Source organism: Micromonospora sp. NPDC048909 (genome assembly GCF_040649635.1).
GTDB lineage: Bacteria > Actinomycetota > Actinomycetes > Mycobacteriales > Micromonosporaceae > Micromonospora.
The window spans coordinates 215135-234236 of sequence record NZ_JBEZFU010000003.1; the positions used below are offsets into that span (position 1 = coordinate 215135).

General features: G+C 73.7%; 15 protein-coding genes. 11 read left to right on the top strand and 4 right to left on the bottom strand.

Annotated elements, in window-relative coordinates:
• The first annotated feature begins 9 nt into the window (after positions 1 to 9).
• Together AB0C04_RS10340 and AB0C04_RS10345 are read left to right on the top strand one after the other, a co-directional pair.
• Positions 10 to 996, top strand: coding sequence for an ABC transporter permease (locus AB0C04_RS10340; RefSeq protein ID WP_357051266.1), 987 nt, complete (start codon positions 10 to 12; stop codon positions 994 to 996).
• 154 nt (positions 997 to 1150) lie between these two features.
• On the top strand, positions 1151 to 2893 hold the full coding sequence (locus AB0C04_RS10345) for an ABC transporter substrate-binding protein (protein WP_357051269.1): 1743 nt from the start codon (positions 1151 to 1153) through the stop codon (positions 2891 to 2893).
• Positions 2894 to 2960: 67 nt separating this feature from the next.
• Here the strand turns inward: AB0C04_RS10345 and AB0C04_RS10350 are convergent, their stop codons facing one another.
• Entirely contained in the window at positions 2961 to 5102 is a 2142-nt protein-coding gene (locus tag AB0C04_RS10350; protein ID WP_357051272.1) for a prolyl oligopeptidase family serine peptidase, read from the bottom strand.
• An 86-nt stretch (positions 5103 to 5188) separates the two neighbouring features.
• On the opposite strand from AB0C04_RS10350, the gene mshB reads away from it, so the two are divergent.
• The 3 genes from mshB to AB0C04_RS10365 all read left to right on the top strand — a co-directional run bounded on the left by mshB (position 5189) and on the right by AB0C04_RS10365 (position 7131).
• Positions 5189 to 6112 (top strand): N-acetyl-1-D-myo-inositol-2-amino-2-deoxy-alpha-D-glucopyranoside deacetylase, encoded by a 924-nt coding sequence (gene mshB / locus AB0C04_RS10355; RefSeq protein ID WP_357051275.1) that lies wholly within the window; start codon positions 5189 to 5191, stop codon positions 6110 to 6112.
• Entirely contained in the window at positions 6109 to 6585 is a 477-nt protein-coding gene (locus AB0C04_RS10360) for a hypothetical protein (protein ID WP_357051278.1), read from the top strand. The genes mshB and AB0C04_RS10360 overlap by 4 nt, the downstream gene beginning before the upstream one ends.
• A gap of 81 nt (positions 6586 to 6666) precedes the next feature.
• The gene (locus AB0C04_RS10365) at positions 6667 to 7131 is read left to right on the top strand and encodes a hypothetical protein (RefSeq protein ID WP_357051281.1); all 465 of its coding nucleotides are present in this window, start codon (positions 6667 to 6669) and stop codon (positions 7129 to 7131) included.
• Between the two features lie 259 nt (positions 7132 to 7390).
• On the opposite strand, the gene AB0C04_RS10370 is transcribed toward AB0C04_RS10365, so the two are convergent.
• Complete coding sequence (locus AB0C04_RS10370; protein WP_357051284.1) at positions 7391 to 8380, bottom strand: GNAT family N-acetyltransferase; 990 nt, start codon at positions 8378 to 8380, stop codon at positions 7391 to 7393.
• An 80-nt stretch (positions 8381 to 8460) separates the two neighbouring features.
• On the opposite strand from AB0C04_RS10370, the gene fdxA reads away from it, so the two are divergent.
• Genes fdxA through AB0C04_RS10395 form a run of 5 tightly spaced genes read left to right on the top strand, consistent with a single transcriptional unit; the run spans position 8461 to position 12271 of the window.
• Positions 8461 to 8787 (top strand): ferredoxin, encoded by a 327-nt coding sequence (fdxA, locus tag AB0C04_RS10375; protein WP_204941938.1) that lies wholly within the window; start codon positions 8461 to 8463, stop codon positions 8785 to 8787.
• Positions 8784 to 9890: a succinyldiaminopimelate transaminase gene (gene dapC, locus AB0C04_RS10380; RefSeq protein ID WP_357052219.1), complete on the top strand. Its 1107-nt coding sequence runs from the start codon at positions 8784 to 8786 to the stop codon at positions 9888 to 9890. The genes fdxA and dapC overlap by 4 nt, the downstream gene beginning before the upstream one ends.
• Positions 9891 to 9899: 9 nt before the next feature.
• Positions 9900 to 10925: a prephenate dehydrogenase/arogenate dehydrogenase family protein gene (locus AB0C04_RS10385; protein WP_357051287.1), complete on the top strand. Its 1026-nt coding sequence runs from the start codon at positions 9900 to 9902 to the stop codon at positions 10923 to 10925.
• A gap of 54 nt (positions 10926 to 10979) precedes the next feature.
• Complete coding sequence (locus AB0C04_RS10390) at positions 10980 to 11624, top strand: SIMPL domain-containing protein (protein WP_357051290.1); 645 nt, start codon at positions 10980 to 10982, stop codon at positions 11622 to 11624.
• A complete protein-coding gene (locus tag AB0C04_RS10395) occupies positions 11624 to 12271 on the top strand; it encodes a nucleoside/nucleotide kinase family protein (RefSeq protein ID WP_357051292.1) in 648 nt (215 codons plus the stop codon). Before AB0C04_RS10390 ends, AB0C04_RS10395 begins: the two co-directional genes overlap by 1 nt.
• On the opposite strand, the gene AB0C04_RS10400 is transcribed toward AB0C04_RS10395, so the two are convergent.
• Both AB0C04_RS10400 and AB0C04_RS10405 read right to left on the bottom strand, forming a co-directional pair.
• Positions 12248 to 14887 (bottom strand): hypothetical protein, encoded by a 2640-nt coding sequence (locus tag AB0C04_RS10400; protein ID WP_357051295.1) that lies wholly within the window; start codon positions 14885 to 14887, stop codon positions 12248 to 12250. The genes AB0C04_RS10395 and AB0C04_RS10400 overlap by 24 nt on opposite strands.
• Before the next feature lie 181 nt (positions 14888 to 15068).
• Positions 15069 to 15626, bottom strand: coding sequence for a sugar O-acetyltransferase (locus tag AB0C04_RS10405; RefSeq protein ID WP_357051298.1), 558 nt, complete (start codon positions 15624 to 15626; stop codon positions 15069 to 15071).
• Between the two features lie 140 nt (positions 15627 to 15766).
• Between AB0C04_RS10405 and AB0C04_RS10410 the strand changes: the two genes are divergently transcribed.
• Entirely contained in the window at positions 15767 to 19102 is a 3336-nt protein-coding gene (locus AB0C04_RS10410) for a S8 family serine peptidase (RefSeq protein WP_357051301.1), read from the top strand.

The following is a 19102-nucleotide window of genomic DNA, read 5'->3' on the forward strand; positions in this document are numbered from 1 at the left end:
GGTGTCCCCATGGCGCGATTTCTGATCAAGCGGATCTTCTCCGCCACGCTGACCCTCTTCGCGGTGAGCGTGCTGACCTTCCTGATGTTCTTCGCCCTGCCGCGCGATCCGGTCACCGGCATGTGCCCGAAGAACTGCAACCCGGAGCGGCTGGAGCGGGTCCGCGAGGAGCTGGGGCTGCGCGACCCGCTGATCAGCCAGTACGCCGGCTACATGAAGGGCATCGTCACCGGACGGGACCTGGGCAGCGCCCAGGGCGGCCGATGCGACGCGCCCTGCCTGGGCTGGTCGTACGTCACCAACGAGGCGGTCTCGGACACGATCGGCCGGGTGCTGCCGGTGACGCTGAGCATCGTGATCCCGGCGGCCATCCTCTGGCTGCTGCTCGGCGTCGGGCTGGGCATGGTCTCCGCGCTGCGCCGGGGCACCTGGCTGGACCGGCTGGCCATCGGCTTCGCGCTCACCGGCGCCTCGTTGCAGCTCTACTTCGTCGGCGCGGTGCTGCTGCTGGTCTTCGTCTACAACCTGCGGCTGCTGCCGGTGCCCAGCTACACCCCGCTCTTCGACAATCCGATCAAATGGGCCAGCGGGTTGGTGCTCGCCTGGGTCTCGCTGGCCTTCCTCTTCTCCGCCATCTACGCCCGGCTCTCCCGGGCCCAGATGCTGGAGACCCTGTCGGAGGACTTCGTCCGTACCGCACGGGCCAAGGGCCTGGCCAAACCCAAGGTCTACGGGCGGCACGCGCTGCGCGCGGCGATCACCCCGGTCGTCACCATCGCCGGCCTCGACGTCGGCGGAGCGCTCGGCGGGACGGTGATCACCGAGACCACCTTCGGCATCCAGGGGCTGGGCCGGACGGCGGTCGACGCGGTGCGCTCCGGCGACCTGCCCACCATCATGGCCACCGTGCTGATCGCGGCGGTCTTCGTGGTGCTGGCGAACGTCCTGGTCGATCTGCTCTACGCGGCCATCGACCCCCGGGTGCGGCTGCGCTGACCGGCCCGCCATCGGCCACGCGTCGAGCGCCCGGCCGGCGGTGAAATTTATCGACAACTGTTACACAACTCGAAGGTTTTCTTCTTTACGATCCTCGGGACGTCGGCGGTTCCACCTCCGGCGGACCGCACGACACAGGTGGAGGAGGTACGAGATGCGACCACGCGTAGCGGCCGCCACAGGCGGCGCGATCGCACTGGTTCTGGCATTGGGTGCGTGCTCGAAGAACACGGGCGAGGGCACCAGCGTCGACACCAACCGCACGCAGACCGGGGTCATCGCGACCGACCCGAAGGAGTCCCAGGGCCCGGCCGCCGAGGTTGCCGGGGCGCAGAAGGGCGGCACCTTCACCATCATCCGGGAGACGCCGATCTCCCACCTGGACCCGCAGCGGACGTACTCGTTCGCCGGCCTGATGGCGAACCCGCTCTTCGCCCGCTACCTGACCACCTGGAAGGACGACGGCAAGGGCGGCCTGGTCCTCGTCGGCGACCTGGCCGAGACGCCCGGCACCAACGTCAACAACGACTGCAAGGTCTGGGAATTCAAGATCAAGGACGGGGTCAAGTTCGAGGACGGGCGGCCGATCACCTCCAAGGAGATCGCGTACGGCATCGCCCGCTCCTTCGACCCGGACCTCTCCGGCGGCCCGACCTACATCCAGGAGTGGCTCGCCGACTCCGCGCAGTTCGACACCAAGTGGGACTTCAAGAAGAACAAGACGTCTCTGCCGCCCGGACTGACCACCCCGGACGCCAAGACGCTGCGCTTCGAGTTCGCCAAGCCCCGCTGTGACCTACCGTTCGCGGTCTCGCTGCCGACCACCGCGCCGCTGCCCGCGGACAAGGACACCGGCGTCAACCTGGACACCCAGCCGTTCTCCTCCGGGCCGTACAAGATTGCCAAGAACCAGGTCGGCGTGCAGATCACCCTGGACCGGAACCCGAACTGGGATCCGAACACCGACCCGGTCCGGCACCAGTACCCGGACCAGTTCGTCTGGAGCTTCGGCCCGACCGCCGACGCCGCCGCCAACCGGGTGATCGCCGACAACGGCGCCGACCAGACCGCTCTCTCCTGGAACTACGTGCCCGCCTCGCTGGTCGCCAAGGTGGCCGGGGACGCCGCGCTGAAGTCCCGCACCATCCTCTCGCCGACCCCGAGCGCGAACCAGCTCGTGATCAACAACCAGCGGGTCACCGACCTGAAGATCCGCCAGGCGCTCAACTACGCCATCGACCGGGAGGGACTGGTCAAGGCGCTCGGCGGGCAGACCGTCGCCGCGCCGCTGACCACGCTGATGCCGCCGTCGACGATCGGCTACAAGGCGTACGAGGCGTACCCGGCCGGCGCGAACGGCGACATCGACAAGGCCAAGGAGCTGCTCGGCGGTCAGACCCCGGAGCTGGTCCTCGGCGTCGCCGACAGCTCGACCGAGCAGCAGGAGGGCACCCAGCTCAAGGCCAACCTGGAGCGGGCCGGTTTCAAGATCACGCTGCGGAACATCCCGGACGACGCGAAGCTCGACGAGGTCAAGAAGAAGGACAACCCCTGGGACCTCTACATCGGTAACTGGGCCGCGGACTGGCCGAGCGGCGCCTCGATCCTGCCGGTGCTCTACGACGGCCGCACCATCAAGCCCGAGGGCAACAGCAACTCGGCCTTCTTCAACGACCCGGCGATCAACGCCGAGATGGACCGCATCCTGGCGATGCCCCCGGCCGAGCAGGGCCCGGAGTGGGGCAAGCTCGACGAGCGGATCATGAAGGAGCACGCCCCGGTGGTGCCGCTCTTCGTCGACGTGGCCTACGCGGTGCACGGGTCGAAGGTCGGGGGGGTCTTCATCTCCAGCGTCTTCGGCTACCCGTCGTTCGTGAACGCGCACGTCAAGCCGTAACGCACCGCACGGACGGGCCCCCGGTCGACAGCGCCGTCGACCGGGGGCCGCCGTGTCCTCGCGGGCCTCACAGGTTGGCGCGGAGGAAATCCAGCTCCAGCCGGAGCAACCGCTCCGCGGTGCCGCCGGCGGCCATGTGCGTCGCGCCGGTCAGCGGCAGCACCGAGTGCGGCCGGCCGGAGGCGAGCAGCGCCGCCGAGAGCCGCAGCGTGTGCGCGGCCACCACGTTGTCGTCGGCCAGGCCGTGCACCAGCAGCAGCGGCCGGGCCTGGTCCGGGCCGGTCACCGGCTCGGCGGCCAGCTCGACCAGTGAGTGGTGGGCGTAGACGTCCATGCCGTCCTCCGGCATCCCCAGGTAGCGCTCCGTGTAGGCGGTGTCGTAGAGGGCCCAGTCGGTCACCGGGGCGCCCGCGATGGCGCAGCGGAACAGCTCCGGATGGCGCAGCAGCGCCAGCCCGGCCAGCCAACCGCCGAACGACCAGCCGCGCACCGCCACCCGGCCGAGGTCGAGATCCGGGTGCTTGCCGGCCAGCGCGGTCAGCGCGTCCACCTGGTCGGTCAGGACCACGTCGGCCACCCGCCGGTGGATCGCCTTCTCGAAGGACGGCGCGACGCCGGGAGTGCCCCGGTTGTCCACGACCACCACCGCGAAGCCGGCGTCGGCCCACCACTGCCGCTCCAGCCAGGCCGCCCGGGCGGCGAGCACCTCCTGGTGGCCCGGGCCGCCGTAGACGTCCAGCAGCACCGGCAGCCGGCGGCCGGTGACGTAGTTGTTCGGATAGAGCACCGCGCTGGGCAGCCGCCGGTCGGTCACCCGCTCCAGCAACGGCAGCGGCGAGTACGGCGGGGTGGCGGCGTGCGAGGTGAGCACGGCGATCTCGTCGTCGCCCCGGTACACCGTCCAGCGCGTTCCCGGGTGGTCCAGCGAGGCGACCCCCACCACCAGCACGTCCCCACCGACCGCGGCGCTGTGCCAGCCGGAATCGGTGGTCAACCGGCGAGCGTCCACGCCGCCTCCGATCGAGGTACGCACCCGGAACAGGTGCCGCTCGCTCGGCTCGCCGTCGCTCGCCTCGACCAGCAGGTCGGCCGGGCCGGCGGTGGCGGGCAGGCGGCCCACCACCCGGCGTACGTAGAGCGAGGGCGGGGTGAGCAGCGTGCCGTCGGCGAAGAGGCACCGCGCGTCGTAGCCGTCGTGGGCCAGCTCGCCGCCGACCAGCACCCGGCCGTCCGGCAGGTGCGCCGGCGTGCCGGCGATCGGCTCGACCCACCTCGGGTCGGCCAGCTCGGCGTGCACCTGGGTCTCGCCGGTGCGCGGGTCCACCGCCAGCACCAGGCCGTGCTGCTGGGAGCGGCGCAGCACGGTGATCAGTGGACCGCCCTCGGCCCAGCTCACCCCGGTCAGGTACGGGTACGTCTCCCGGTCCCAGTGCACGTCGACCCAGCCGTCGTCGAGGTCGAGCAGGTGCAGGCTGACCTCCGCGTTCGGCCCGCCGGCGCGGGGGTACGCGACGGTGGTCGGCGGGCTGGCCGGGTCGGACGGGTCGTGCAGGTGCCAGCGGTCCAGGCGGGACTCGTCCACCCGGGCGGCGAGCACCGAGCGGCCGTCCGGCGCCCACCAGTAGCCGCGGAACCGGTCGAACTCCTCCGCCGCGATGTGCTCGGCCAGCCCCCACGTCACCCCGGCGTCCTCGCCGGCGAGCAGGGTGTCGGTGCCGTCGGCGTCGACCACCCGCAGCTCGCCCCGGCGGACCCCCTCGGCGGCGTCGGTGACGTACGCCAGCCGTTCGCCCGTCGGGTCGGGCCGGGGATCGATGACCGGACCGACCGCGGTCACCTCCACCACGTCGCAGTGCACCAGGTCGGCCCGGAACAGCCGGCCGGCGAGCGCGAAGACCGCCACCCGGCCGGCGGCGTCCAGCGCGTACGAGCCGATTCCGGCGGCGCTGAGCCGCAGCCGCTCCCGTAGCGCGCGCTCGCCCGGCGAGAGCGCGGCCGGGTCGCCGTCGGCGCCGAGCAGCGTCGCCGGGTCGGCGACCAGCCGCTCCTCGCCGGTGGCGACGTCCAGGAGCCAGAGAGCGTCGGCCGGGTCCTCGGGTCCGGCCGAGCGCAGGAAGATCACCCGGGAGCCGTCGTCGGCCACGGAGATGGCGCGCGGCGCGCCGTGGCTGAACCGGCGGGTGCGGGCGGCCAGCTCCGGAAAGTCCACAGGCCCGATCGTAGGACGGGCGCCGAGGTGATGTGGCCGACCTGCGTGGACGCGTCGAGGCCGGCCGGGCGGAACCGCCGGTTAGAGTGACGGGCGTGACGACGCTGCCCGACCGCCGGCTGCTGCTGGTCCACGCGCACCCCGACGACGAGTCCATCGGGACCGGATCGACCATGGCGCACTACGCCGCGACCGGTGCCCACGTGACGCTGGTGACCTGCACGCTCGGCGAGGAGGGCGAGATCCACGTGCCGGCGCTGGCGCAGCTCGCCGCCGCCGAGGCCGACCAGCTCGGTGGCTACCGGATCGCCGAGCTGGCCCGCGCCTGTGCCGCCCTCGGGGTCACCGACCACCGCTTCCTCGGCGGCGCCGGCCGCTACCGCGACTCGGGCATGATGGGGCTGTCGACCAACAAGCACCCGCGGGCCTTCTGGCAGGCCGACCTCGACGAGGCCGCCGGGCACCTGGTCGAGATCATGCGCGAGCTCCGCCCGCAGGTCATGATCACGTACGACGACAACGGCTTCTACGGGCACCCGGACCACATCCAGGCGCACCGGGTGGCGATGCGGGCCGCCGAGGTGGCCGCCGTCGAGGGCTTCGCGCCGGCCAAGATCTACTGGACGGCGATGCCGCTCAGCGTGCTGGAGGCCGGAATCAGCCACTTCGCCGAGTCGTCCGACAATCCGTTCGCCGGCATCGAGGACCTCACCGAGCTGCCCTTCGGCACCCCGGACGAGCAGATCGCCGCCCGGATCGACGCCACCGACCAGCACGCCGCCAAGGAGGCGGCGATGCGGGCGCACGCCACCCAGATCCCGGACACCTCCTGGCTCTACTCGATCGCCGGCAACTTCGGCAGCGAGTTCATGGGCGTGGAGTACTACACGCTCGCGGTGGGGGAGAAGGGGCCCGGCCGCGGACGGTACGGCTGGGAGGACGACCTCTTCGCCGGGCTCGCCGACGTCGACGCCGACCGGGCCCCGGTCGCGGCGGCCGGCCTGCGATGACGCTGCCAGCCGCCGCCCCGATGTCGGTCGTTCCGGACGAGACCAGCCCGCCGCCGGCGGGCCCGCCGCCACGAGTGGTCGACGTCGGTCTGCGGGTGGCCGGTGGCCTGGTCGCCGCCGTGGCGGGCGTGCTGACCGGGGTGGTGGAACTGCTGTTCGCCACCGCCCGGATCGCCGGGCAGTTGATCGGGGTGTCGGTGCTCGTGGCGATCGCCGCGAACATCGTGCTGAGCTGGTTCGCCCACGAGGCGGTCGGCCGTCGGTGGGCGGTGGCGCTGCCCGCGGTGCCCTGGTTCCTGCTGATGGCGGTCTCCGCGGTGCGGACCTCCGAGGGTGACCTGCTGCTCGCGGGCGACAACTGGGTCGGCCTGGCCATGATCGTGGCCGGTGCGATGACCTTCGCGGTGATGGGCTTCCGGCAGATCCTGGCGCCGCCGCACGGCGCGTCCGCGCCACCCGCACCGCGCGGGTGATGACGAGAGTCAGGTACAGGTGGTAGATATTCCTGCCAGGAAACCGCCCCGGGGGTGGGCGGTACGGCGGGAGGTCGTGCGATGGACAAGCGGTGGCGCGATGTCGGAGTGCTCGCGGCGGCCCTCTTCGCGGTCAACGTGGTCGCCCGGCTGATCATCCACTTCGGCTTCGACGGTGACGACACCGCTGCCGACCGGGTGTCGCTGGGCATGTTCGTGGTGATCGGGCTGATCCTGGTCGCGGTCGCTTTCGCCTGGGGCCGGCGCCGACCGCTCGGCGCGTGGGTCGCCGACGTGGCGGCCGCCGTGCTGGTGGCGATGCTGCTGACCGTGCTGGTCGGCCCGCTGCTGATCGGCAACAACCCGTTCTCGGGCGGCGCGGGCACGTTCTTCGCCCAGATCTGGCTCTACCTGGCCGCCACGATCGCCGGGACGCTCATCGGCTACCTGGTGCTGACCGCGCTCGGCCGCGACCACCGCTCGCAGACCCTCAAGCGGTACGCCGAGGTCAAGACCGCCAAGCCCCGCCGGGTCGTCCGCCGCTGACCCGCCGCCCTCCCCGCGCCCCGTCCCGGCCCCGCGCGCCGTCCCGGCCCCGCGCGCCGTCCCGGCCCCGCGCGCGGTTCGGCCCGCCTGCGGGCGGCCGGTTCGGCGGGGGGTGATCGACTCCGTTTCGCCGATGTGGCGGTGACGGGGCGTGGGGATGCCGCCATGTCGGCGACATGGAGTGGATCTTTCGCCGGGGTGCCCCGGTCGGCGGCGGCGAGTGCAGTCCCGGGTGCGCTCCCCGAACCCCGGGCGGCGATCAGTGTGGGGCGACGCGGGTCAGGTACGTGTGATGGGTGGTGAAGCCGAGCCCCTGGTAGAGGGCGACCGCCCCGGTGTTGCGTTGCTCGACCTGGAGGAAGGCGCGGGTCGCTCCGGCCGCCGTGCCCCAGTCGGCGAGCGCCCGGATCACCCGGCCCGCGAGCCCCTGCCGGCGGGCCTGCGGCAGCACCTCGATGAGGCTCAGCCCCAGCCACCGCCCCGGCCCGGTCACGGTGCCACGGCCGACTGCGACCAGCGCGCCGTCGGCGTACGCGTGGGCGAAGCGGATCTGGTCCACGGCGGTGAGCACGTGCCGGGCGGCGTCCGGGAGGCCGCCCTTGCGGCCGGCCGCGACGGCCAGCCACTCCTCCGTCGGCGCTGCCGCCAGCTCCACCACCGCCGCGACCTGTGCCGACGCCGGCGTGGCCGGCCCGAGCGGAGTGGCCGTGCCGGGGGCGGCCGGTAGGGGGAGTGGAGCGGTCTGCACCAGCACCGGCGGGCGGCTGGACCAGCCTCGACGGTCCAGTTCCGCCCCGACCGGCGCGGCGAGCGGCAACGGGGTGTTGACCATGGGGGTCAGGTCGTGCTCGGTGTACCAGCGCTCGACCGCGTCCACCGCGGCCGGCAGCGGGCGGTCCGGGTCGCCGACCGGAAGCGCGGAGTTGGCCCGGCCGGTCCAGCCGTCGGCGGCGCGCAGCAGCCAACCGCCCAGCCGGTCACGGGTCGGCGCCGGCCACGCCTCGTCGGCGGCCAGCTCCAGCTCGATCACGGCGGCCGCGGTCGGACGGCGGGTCGGCGGCACCCGCTTGGCCCGGTGCACCTCGTCCCGCGCCACCCGCAGCGGGCCCTGCGCGGTGGCCAGGGTGAGATGAGTCTCGCTCAGCTCGACCAGCTCGCCGAGGGCGTCCGAGAAGAGCGGCCGGCCCTCGCGAATCCCCACAATCCGGCGGACCACGATCCGGTGTCCCACATCCTGCTGACCCAGCATCGATCGACCCCCTCCCCGGCGAGATACTAGGCTCTTACCGTCGCGGGAGATCGCGGCGCGTCTTGCGGAGGAGAAGACCGGTGACCTACATCATCGCCGAGCCGTGCGTGGATGTGCTCGACAAGGCATGCATCGAGGAGTGCCCGGTCGACTGCATTTACGAGGGCAACCGGATGCTCTACATCCACCCCGACGAGTGCGTCGACTGTGGTGCCTGTGAGCCCGTCTGCCCCGTCGAGGCGATCTTCTACGAGGACGACGTCCCGGAGCAGTGGAAGGACTACACCGGCGCCAACTACGAGTTCTTCGAGGACCTGGGCTCGCCCGGGGGCGCCTCGAAGATCGGCAAGGTGGAGAAGGACGCGACCTTCGTCGCCGCGCAGGCACCGCGCGGCGAGGGCCACTGAACCGGCCCGCGCCGGTCTCGGCACGGCTGCCCGAGTTCACCTGGGACACCCTGGACGCCGCGGCCGCCCTGGCCGCGGCGCATCCGGCGGGCCTGATCAACCTCTCCATGGGTACGCCGGTCGACCCGGTGCCCGAGGTGATCCGGCAGGCGCTCGCTGACGCGTCCGACGCACCCGGCTACCCGCTGACCGCCGGCACCCCGGCGCTGCGCTCGGCCATCGCCGCCTGGGTGGCCCGGGCCTGCGGCGCCGGGATCGACGGCCTCGGTGTGCTGCCGAGCATCGGCTCCAAGGAGTTGGTCGCCTGGCTGCCGACCCTGCTCGGCATCGGCCCCGGTGATGTGGTGGTGGTGCCGTCGATCTGCTACCCGACCTACGAGGACGGGGCCCGGCTGGCCGGTGCCACCACGGTCCGTACCGACTCGCTGACCTCGGTCGGCCCGACGTCGCGGGTCCGGCTGGTCTGGGTCAACTCGCCCGGCAACCCGACCGGCCAGGTGCTGCCCGCAGCCCACCTCCGCAAGGTGGTCGACTGGGCCCGGGAGCGCGGCGCGGTGGTCGCCAGCGACGAGTGCTACCTCCCCCTCGGCTGGTCCGCCGAGCCGGTCTCGGTGCTCTCGCCCGAGGTCTGCGGCGGGTCGTACGAGGGCGTGCTGGCGCTGCACTCGCTCTCCAAGCGCTCCAACCTGGCCGGCTACCGGGCCGGCTTCGTCGCGGGTGACCCGGCGCTCGTCGCCGAGTTGCTCAAGGTGCGCAAGCACGCCGGGATGATCGTGCCCGCCCCGGTGCAGGCGGCGATGGTGGCCGCGTTGCAGGACGAGCGGCACGCCGACGCGCAGCGGGAGCGCTACCGCGCCCGGCGGGAGGCGCTGCACCGCGCGTTCACCGGGGCCGGCTTCACGGTCGAGCACTCGCAGGCGGGCCTCTACCTCTGGATGACCCGGGGCGAGGACTGCTGGCAGACGGTCGACTGGCTGGCCCGCCGGGGCATCCTGGTCGCCGCCGGCGTCTTCTACGGCCCGGCCGGCGGGCAGCACGTCCGGGTCGCGCTGACCGAGTCCGACGAGCACGTCGCGGCCGTCGCCGGCCGGCTGCGCGACTAGCGCCGGGTCATGGTGGACGGGTCGGGCCGGCAGCCGAGAGTCGCCGTGGTGGGCACCGGCCTCATCGGCGGCTCGATCCTGCTGCGCCTGCACGGCGCCCACCCGGACGTGGTCGGTTGGGATCCCGATCCCCGCACCCGGGTCGAGGGGCGCGAGCGGGGGGTGCGCTTCCCCGACGATCTGGGCGAGGCGGTCCGGGACCGGGACGTCGTGTTCCTCTGCGGCCCGCTGCCGAGCCTGCCGGAGACGCTGCTCGCAGTGGCCAAGCAGACCGACGACCGCTGCGTGATCACCGACGTCGGCAGCACGAAGGGCTCGGTGGCCGCTTTCGCCGTGGAGCACGGGTTGACCGACCGGTTCGTCCCCGGTCACCCGATGGCGGGCACCGAGCGCTCCGGGCTGACCGCCGCGGTGCCGGCGCTCTTCGACGGGGCTGCCTGGGTCCTCTGTCCCGCCGCCGAGGGCATCGAGCCGTTCCGGAGGCTGGTCGGCCTCATCGTGGACGTGTTCGCGGCCCGCGTGGTGCCGATGTCCCCGGCGGTGCACGACTCGGTGGTCGCCCTCTCGTCCCACGTCCCGCATCTGCTGGCCGGGAGCCTGGCCGGCGCGGTGGCCGGTTCGGAGCTGCGCGACGCGGTGCTCGGGCTGGCCGCGGGGAGCTTCCGGGACGGCACCCGGGTGGCCGGCACCCCCGCCAGGCGGACCGCCGACATGCTTCTCAACAACCGGGAACAGCTGCTCCGACAGCTCGGCAGGGTCAGTGCCCTCCTCGACGAACTGGCCGACGCGCTGCGCCGGGACGACCTGGACGCGCTGGTCGGGCAGTACCGGCGGGCGCAGGACCTGCGCACCGCGCTGCTCGATCGGGACCTGCCGGCGGGCCGGGAGGAGTTCCCGACCGGCGGGGATCACGCCGCCGAGCTGGCGTACCTGTTGGAGCTGGGGTCGGCCGGGGGATACCTGACCGGGTGCCGCGCCGACGCCGGTGTCGTGACGTACCTCGGACACCGGCCGGTGACCACCGAGACGGCGTGACGGCGGCTCTCGTGCGAGCCGGCGCGCGGGTCCAGCCGCGACTAGGGTGAGGGCATGGCGGACGGGCCGGTGGTGACGGTGCGCGGTGAGGCCTACCGGGAGGTGGCGCCCGAGTTGGCCCGCTTCTCGGTGACGGCGACCGCGCGGGACAGGGACCGGGAGACCACCCTCACCCGGCTGGCCGAGCGGGCCGCGGCCGTCCGCGTGCTGCTCGACGGCGCTGGTTCGGCGATCGCCCGCCGGGAGGCCGGTGACCTGCGGGTGTGGCCGGAGACCCGGCGCGCCACCGAGCGGGTGGTCGCCTGGCACGGCGGCGTCACCACCACCGTCACGGTCACCGACTTCACCGCCCTCGGCGAGCTGATGCTGCGCCTGGCCGACCAGGAGCAGGTCGAGGTGGCGGGCCCCTGGTGGTCCCTGCGACCCGACAGTCCGGCGCACCGGGAGGCCCGGCACGCCGCGATCTCCGACGCGTTGTCCCGGGCCCGGGAGTACGCCGAGGCGCTCGGCGTCCGGGTCACCGGCTTGATCGAGCTCGCCGACACCGGGCCCGCCGACCGGCCGATGATGGCCCGGATGGCGTTTGCCGGCGGCGCGGAGGGCGGCGGCCGGCCGGAGCTGGAGCTGGACCCGCAGCCGCAGCCGGTGCAGGCGGCCGTGCAGGCCCGCTTCTCGATCACCGAGCCGGCCCTGGGCTGATGCCGGAGGCACGGGTCTTCCCCGTCGACGAGCTGGTGGCCCGGGCGCGCGCCCTGGCCGAGGCCGGGCCGCGCCAGCTGCTCGGCATCGCCGGAGCGCCGGGCGCCGGCAAGTCCACGCTGGCCGAGCGGATCGTCGGCGAGCTGGGCCCGGTCGCCCGGCTGGTGCCGATGGACGGCTTCCACCTCGCCCAGTCCGAGCTGCACCGGCTCGGCCGAGCCGAGCGAAAGGGCTCGGCCGACACCTTCGACGCCAACGGCTTCGTCTCGCTGCTGCGTCGCCTGCACCGGCTCGAACCCACCTCGGTCTACGCACCGGTGTTCCGGCGCGACCTGGAGGAGCCCATCGCCGGGGCGATCGAGGTCCCGCCGGAGGTGCGGCTGGTGGTGACCGAGGGCAACTACCTGCTGGTGCCGGAGACCCCCTGGGACGAGGTGCGGTCGCTGCTGCACGAGGCCTGGTTCCTCGACCTCGACGCGGAGCTGCGGCTGCGCCGGCTGACCGCCCGGCACGAGGCGTACGGCCGGACGGCCGAGCAGGCTCGGGCCTGGGCGCTGGGCAGCGACGAGACCAACGCCGCGCTGGTCTCCGACACCGCGGACCGCGCGGACCTGGTGGTGCGGCTAGCCGACCCCCCGCCGCTGTGACGGCACCGCCCGTCTGAGCAGCCGGGCCACCCGGGCCCGTTCGTAGTGGAACTCGGCCGCGTCCGGGTAGCCGCTGTGGCTGCGGATCGGTGGGTCGGCCACCTCGCCGCCGCTGGGATGCAGCGCCTCCGGGTCCCGGACGGCGAGGTCCCGCTCGCCCGCGTTGACCGGCCAGCCGAGCGGGTCGGTGTCACGCCAGAAGTTGGTCCAGCCGGTCCGGCCGGGCGGGTTGGTCAGCGCCTCCGTCACCGTGGGCAGCCGGTCCGGCCCGAAGTACGCGGGAAAGACCCGCCCGTACAGCCGGGTGAGCTGGCAGCCGTAGGAGAAGTACCAGATCCGCCAGCGCCACCGCGCCGGCAACTGGAGGATCACCGCGGCGCAGATCACCGTCCCCTGGCTGTGCCCGGAGAGGATGATGCCGTCCATCCGGCGCGGGTCGTGCCGGTTCAGGGCGAGCAGCCCGGCGATCCGGGTCTGCAACTCGGGCACCGCGCGTTCGGAGTAGCTGGGCGGGGCGAGCGGGTGGGCGGTGCGCGGCCAGAACGTGCCGACGTCCCAGACCACCCCGACGGTGCGACGCACGGTGTCGTTGCGGTAGACGAGCGCGCCGATCGTGGCGACCAGCACCGGCAGCCAGCTGAGCATCGAGTCGCCGACGTCGGAGACCGCCTTCAGCACGGCCGAGCCGTCGGTGGCCGCGGCGGGGTGCGGCCGGGCGTGCGAGAGCGCGGCCGCGCAGCCGAGGGTGATCAGCGCGGCGGCGGCGACGGCGTAGCAGCCGGTCAGTCGGATGGCGTGCTCCCCGACCAGCCGGTGCAGCGCCCGGTAGGCGCCGACCTCGCGGCAGCGGCGCAGCTCGTGCAGGGAGAGGGTGTGTCCGGGTGGCACCAGTTCGGCGTACTCCCGGCGGCGCAGCCGGTGAAAGAGCAGGCCGGCCCGGAGCAGGGTGACCACGAGCGCGAGGAGCGCGGCGGCGAACGCGAGCCCCGCCCACAGCACCGGGGTGGGCGGGACGATGGCCGATCGTCCGGTCGGGGTCGCCGCGCCGTCGAGCCGGTCGGTCACCCAGTAGATCAGCCCGGCGCAGTTGGCGATGCAGAGCAACCACCCGAAGCCCGCGATCACGGCGGGCCCCCGGCCGCCCCAGGCCAGGTCGGTGTGGGGCGCCAGCGGTTGGACATCGACCGCCGCGCGGGTCCGGGGGAGCACCAGACCGACCGCGGCGAGCGCGATGGCCGGCAGGGCGAGTACCCAGACCGGCGGCGCCCAGGACACCGGAGATGTTCCGGGCAGCCAGCCCTCCATCCAGATCACCCCGGCGGTGAGCAGCAGCCCGGCCGCGCCGGGCGCGGCCAGCGCGCGGCGGCCGGACCGGGCGAGCGCACCGATGGCGATCAGCAGCAGCAGCTGCCCGGTGGCCAGCCACGCGATGATCCAGTCGTACCCGGGCAGCGAGCGGTCGGCGCCGCACCCCGGGAGAGCAGAGTCGCGGGCGCATCCGGGCGGCGGGCGCAGCTCGCGCAGCGGGGTGCCGGCCGGCCCGTCGGGCAGCAGCAGGAGCGTGACGGTGCCGGCCACGGCGAGGGCGGCGAGCACGGCGACCGCGAGGCTCCACGGCCCCAGGGGGGTGTCGCCGGCCCGCCGGGTCAGGTACGGCCGGCCGAGCCCCACGACGGCGATCACCAGCACCGCCGCGCAGACGGCGACGGTGGGCCAGGCTACGACGGCACGGACGCCCCGCGGCGGGTCCATCGCCAGTACGGTGCCGAGCGGCACCGCCACCGCGACCACCGTTCCGGTGCAGAGGTGCAGCACGGCCCCCCGGCGCAACTGCCCCTCCCCGAGCCAGAAGGTCGGGTCCTGCAACGGGTTCGTCGGGTCCTCAGGCGGCGGTTCGGGCGCCGGTGGTGGCTCCTGCGGCGGCTGAGCGACCGGGGGCGACGCGTCGGTGGGCGCCTCGACCGGCGGTCGCAGGTAGGCGCTGGCCGCCGGGTCGGCCGGCATCTCCGCCTCGTACTGGTAGGTGCGCCAGGCCACCATTCCGAGCACCGCGAGCAGGCCGAGCGGGACCAGCAGTCCCACCGCGAGCGCGTGCGCGCCCTCACTCCACCAGCTGTGGGCGAGGAACTCCCACGGCCCGGGGATCCGGCCCAGGCAGGCGTCGTCCACGCACTGCCAGCCGATCAGGTCCACGCCGATCCCGGTCACCGCGACGACCACGGTGCTGGTCAGGCTCAGGCAGAAGACCCGGATCAGCCAGGCGGTGATGCCGGAGCGGCTGGCCCAGCGCTCCTGGTCCGGGTCCGCCGGTATTTCCGGTCGGGCGTGCAGCGCCACGTTGGCCAGGGTGAACGGCAGCAGCAGCGTCCACAGTGCGCGTTCCACGTCGCGCGCGGTGCGCCCGCCGGAGGTCAACTGCCCCCAGCTGTACGCCTCGACGACGAGCGGGTCGTCCGATCCGCCGCCGGGGGCCCGGTAGAAGCCGGTCACCGCGCCACCGGCGACCAGCCGCGGTTGGGGCGGGTCCCCGCCCGGTTCCGGGGGCAGGCCGAGGGTCTGGCCCGGGGGCGTGTTGGACACCCCGTGCACCCGTAGTTCCAGCACCCGACCGCTCATGCCGGCACTCCGCTGCGCTGCGTGCCGGCATGAGGCACCAGCGCGCCGAGTCGATGATTCGCTCGCTGTCGCTCGCTCATGGCGCCTCCCGGTGGCGACGTCACTACCCAGTGTGCTGGCTGGTGAGTCGACCCGCCATCGGTCGAAGGAGCCGTTTACGCAGGTGAAAGCCTTGATCGGGTTACTCGACCGACCGTGCCGGGCGGGCTGGGTTGCCGAGCGCGACGACGTTCGGTGGTAGATCCCGGGTCACGACCGCGCCCGCCCCGACGACGGTGTTCGCGCCGACGGTGACGCCGGCGAGCACGATCGCGCCGCCGCCGAGCCACACGTTGTCGCCGATGGTGATCGGCTTGGCCGCCTCCCATTTCGCCCGCCGCGGCTCCGGTTCGACCGGGTGGGTCGGGGTGAGCAGTTGGACGTTCGGCCCGACCTGGACGTCGGCGCCCAGCGTGATCGGCGCGACGTCGAGGAAGACCGCGTTGAAGTTGACGAAGCAGCGCGGTCCGATCCGGATCCGGTCGCCGTAGTCGCAGTAGAACGGGGGACGTACCCAGGTCTCCTCGCCGACCTCGCCGAGCAGGTCGCGCAGCGCCGCGAGGCGGGCCTGCGGGTCGCCGGCGGGGCTGGTGTTGAAGCGTTCCATCAGCCGGGCGGCGCGGTCCAGGTCGGCGGTGATCGCGGGGTCGTCGGCCTGGTACAGCTCGCCGGCGAGCATGCGTTCCTTCATCGACGTCACCGGCCGATCATGCCGGCCGGGCCGGCGGTCAGCCGGCAACTCAGTCATCTTTCCGACTTTTCAAGACATACCCGGTATGCAATCCTGACGGTTGTCAATGTGTCTCCCGTTGGTAACGACGCTCCACCGAGGAGGATCCGTTGCAAGGAAACAGAAGAATCATCGGGATCGGTCTGGTGCTCGCGCTGGCGCTCGGCACACCGGCGGCCGCCACGGCCGCGCCCCCGGCCGGGCCGGGCGCCACGAACGCCGCCCCGACGGCGGCCCCGACGACTGGCCGTCCGACCACAGTCACCCTGCTCACCGGGGACCGGGTGACCGTCACCGCGTCCGGGGCGGCCAGCGTGCGCCCGGCCGAGGGGCGTGAGCACATCCGCTTCCTGACCCGACGGGAGCGGGGTCAACTCTCCGTCGTACCGCAGGACGCCCTGCCGCTGATCCGCGCCGGCCGGGTCGACCGACGGCTCTTCGACGTCACGGGGCTGATCGCGGCCGGCTACGACGACGCCCGGCGCGACCACCTGCCGGTGTTGCTCGCCCGATCGTCCGGGGCCGAGCGGCGGGCTGCCGCGCCGGCCGGCGTGACGATCACCCGCGACCTGCCCGCGATAGGTGGCCTTGCCGGCACCGCGGCCAAGGACCGGGCCGGCGAGATCTGGGCAGCGGTCACCGGCCGGGCCGGTGGACGGGTCGACGCGGCGGGGGGTGTCGACCGGATCTGGCTCGACGGCCGGCGGCGGATCAGCCTCGATCACAGCGTGCCGCAGATCGGCGCGCCCGCGGCCCACCAGGCCGGCTACACCGGTCAGGGTGTCCGGGTCGCGGTGCTGGACACCGGGATCGACACCGGCCACCCCGACCTGGCCGGTCGGGTGGCCGAGGCGCACAACTTCACCGAGGAGTCCGCGCCGGGCGACCTCGTCGGACACGGCACCCACGTCGCCTCGATCATCGGCGGCAGCGGCGCCGCCTCGGGCGGCCGTTACCGAGGGGTCGCGCCGGACGCGACCCTGCTCTCCGGCAAGGTCTGCGAGACCCAGGGCTGCCCCGACTCGGCGATCCTGGCCGGTATGCAGTGGGCCGCCGTGGACCAGGGCGCTGACGTGATCAACATGAGCCTCGGCGGGTCGGACACCACGGAGATCGACCCGCTCGAGGAGGCGATCAACCGGCTCACCGCGCAGACCGGCACGCTCTTCGTGGTCTCCGCCGGCAACGACGGCGGATTCGCCCCGGTCAGCTCGCCGAGCACCGCCGACGCGGCGCTCTCCGTCGGCGCGGTCGACCGTGCCGACGCGCTCGCCGACTTCTCCAGCCGGGGCCCGCGGGTCGGCGACGAAGCGATCAAGCCGGACCTCACCGCCCCGGGGGTGGAGATCGTCGCTGCCCGGGCCGCGGACGGCTTCATCGGTGACCCGGTGGGCGAGGGCTACGTCTCACTCTCCGGAACGTCGATGGCGGCCCCGCACGTCGCCGGCGCGGTGGCGCTGCTCGCCCAGCAGCACAGCGACTGGGCGGCCGGGCAGCTCAAGGCCACCCTGATGGCGTCCGCGAAGCCGCACCCGGAGCAGACCGCGTACCAGCAGGGAGCCGGTCGGGTCGACGTGGCCCGGGCGATCACCCAGACCGTCACCAGCGACCCGGTGAGCGTCTCGTTCGGCCGGGCACTCTGGCCGCACGGTGACGACACCCCGATCACCCGGGAGGTGACCTGGCGCAACGACGGATCGGCGCCACTCGACCTCGACCTGACCATCGAGGCCAGCGGCCCGACCGGCTCGCCCGCCCCGGCCGGGATGTTCGCCCTGAGCGCGACCCGGGTCACCGTGCCGGCCGGCGGGACGGCGACCGCGACGGTCACCGCGGACACCCGGACCCCGGGCGCGGACGGCTACTACACCGGCCGGATCGTGGCCCGCGCCGGTGCGACGGTGGCGGTCACTCCACTCGCCGTGCATCGGGAGGTGGAGAGCTACACGCTGACCGTCCGGCACCTGGACGACTCCGGCGCCCCCGCCGGCGACGCGTTCACCGTCCTCGCCGGGCTGGAGAGCTACGTCAGCTACGACGTGTCAGACCCGGACGGCACCGCCGAGCTGCGGGTGCCGAAGGGCCGGTACGGCGTGTTGTCCTTCATCTTCGGTGGGGACGAGGAAAATCCGCGGACGGCGCTGATGGCCCGCCCCGAGCTGGTGTTGGACCGGGACATGGCGATCGCCATCGACGCCCGCCAGGCGAAGCCGGTCCGGAGCACGGTGCCGGACCGGTCGGCCACGCCGGTCCTGGTCGAGGTCGGGGCGAACGTGCTCGCCGCCGATGGCGGCTCGAACGGCTTCAGCCTGGTGGGCCTGGACTTCACCGGGCTCTTCAGCGGACAGCACGGCCCGGCCGGATCGCCGGAGCGGTTCCTGGGCACGGTGAGCAGCCAGTGGGCCGACCGGGCGGTGGCGAGCAGCCCGTATCTCTACGCGCTCAGCGAGGGCTTCCCCGGGCGGCTGCCGACCGGCTTCGACCGGCACTACCGCAGCCGTGACCTCGCCACGGTCACTCAGCAGTTCCGTGGCGGCTACCCCGGGCTGGACGCCGAGCGGCTGGTCTTCCCGCAGCTCGAGCCGGACGTGGGTGGCTGGGCGGCGGTCCTGCCCACGGCGGTGCCCGGGCAGCGGATCGAGCACTACAACACCCGCGGGGTCCGCTGGAACTCGGAGCTGACCTTCGGCGTACCGACCGAGGAGGGTTGGCTCGAGCCCCGGGCGGTGCTGGTCGACGACGCCCGGGAACACCGGGCCGGCCGGCACCTGCGGCAGAGCTGGAACAGCGCGCCGTACGGGCCGTCCTTCCCGGCGCCGCGCTGGCCCGGGCAGGGCATCACCCGGCAGGGCGACCTGATCCTGCTGGACGTGCCGTTGCACAGCGACGCCGAGGGTCACGCCGGTGGGTCGATCGCGGACAGCGCCCGGACCGCCCTCTACCGCAACGGGGCGCTGGTCGGCGAGAACACCGACCCGGGCTACGGCGAGTTCGAGGTGCCGGCGGGTGCCGCCAACTACCGGTTGGAGACGGTGACCAAGCGCAGCTTCACCGACCTGAGCACCGAGGTCGGCGCCGCGTGGACGTTCCGGTCCCGGCACGTGCCCGGCGAGGACTTCGCCCGGCTGCCCGCGATGGCGGTCCGCTTCGCGCCGCCGCTCGACGTGGCGAACACCGCGCCGGCCGGTCGGAGCTTCGCCATCCCGGTCAAGGTTCAGCGGCAGCCGGGAGCGCCGTCGGCCCGGGTCGCCGCGCTCACCGTCGAGGTCTCCTACGACGGCGGGACGACCTGGCAGCGGGCCCGGGTCCACCCCGGCCGGGACGGCTGGACGGCCACCGTGCGGCACCCGGCCGGCCCCGGGTACGCGTCCCTGCGGGCGACCGCCCGGGACACCGCGGGTAACACGGTGAGCCAGCACGTGCTCCAGGCGTACCGGTTGCGCTAG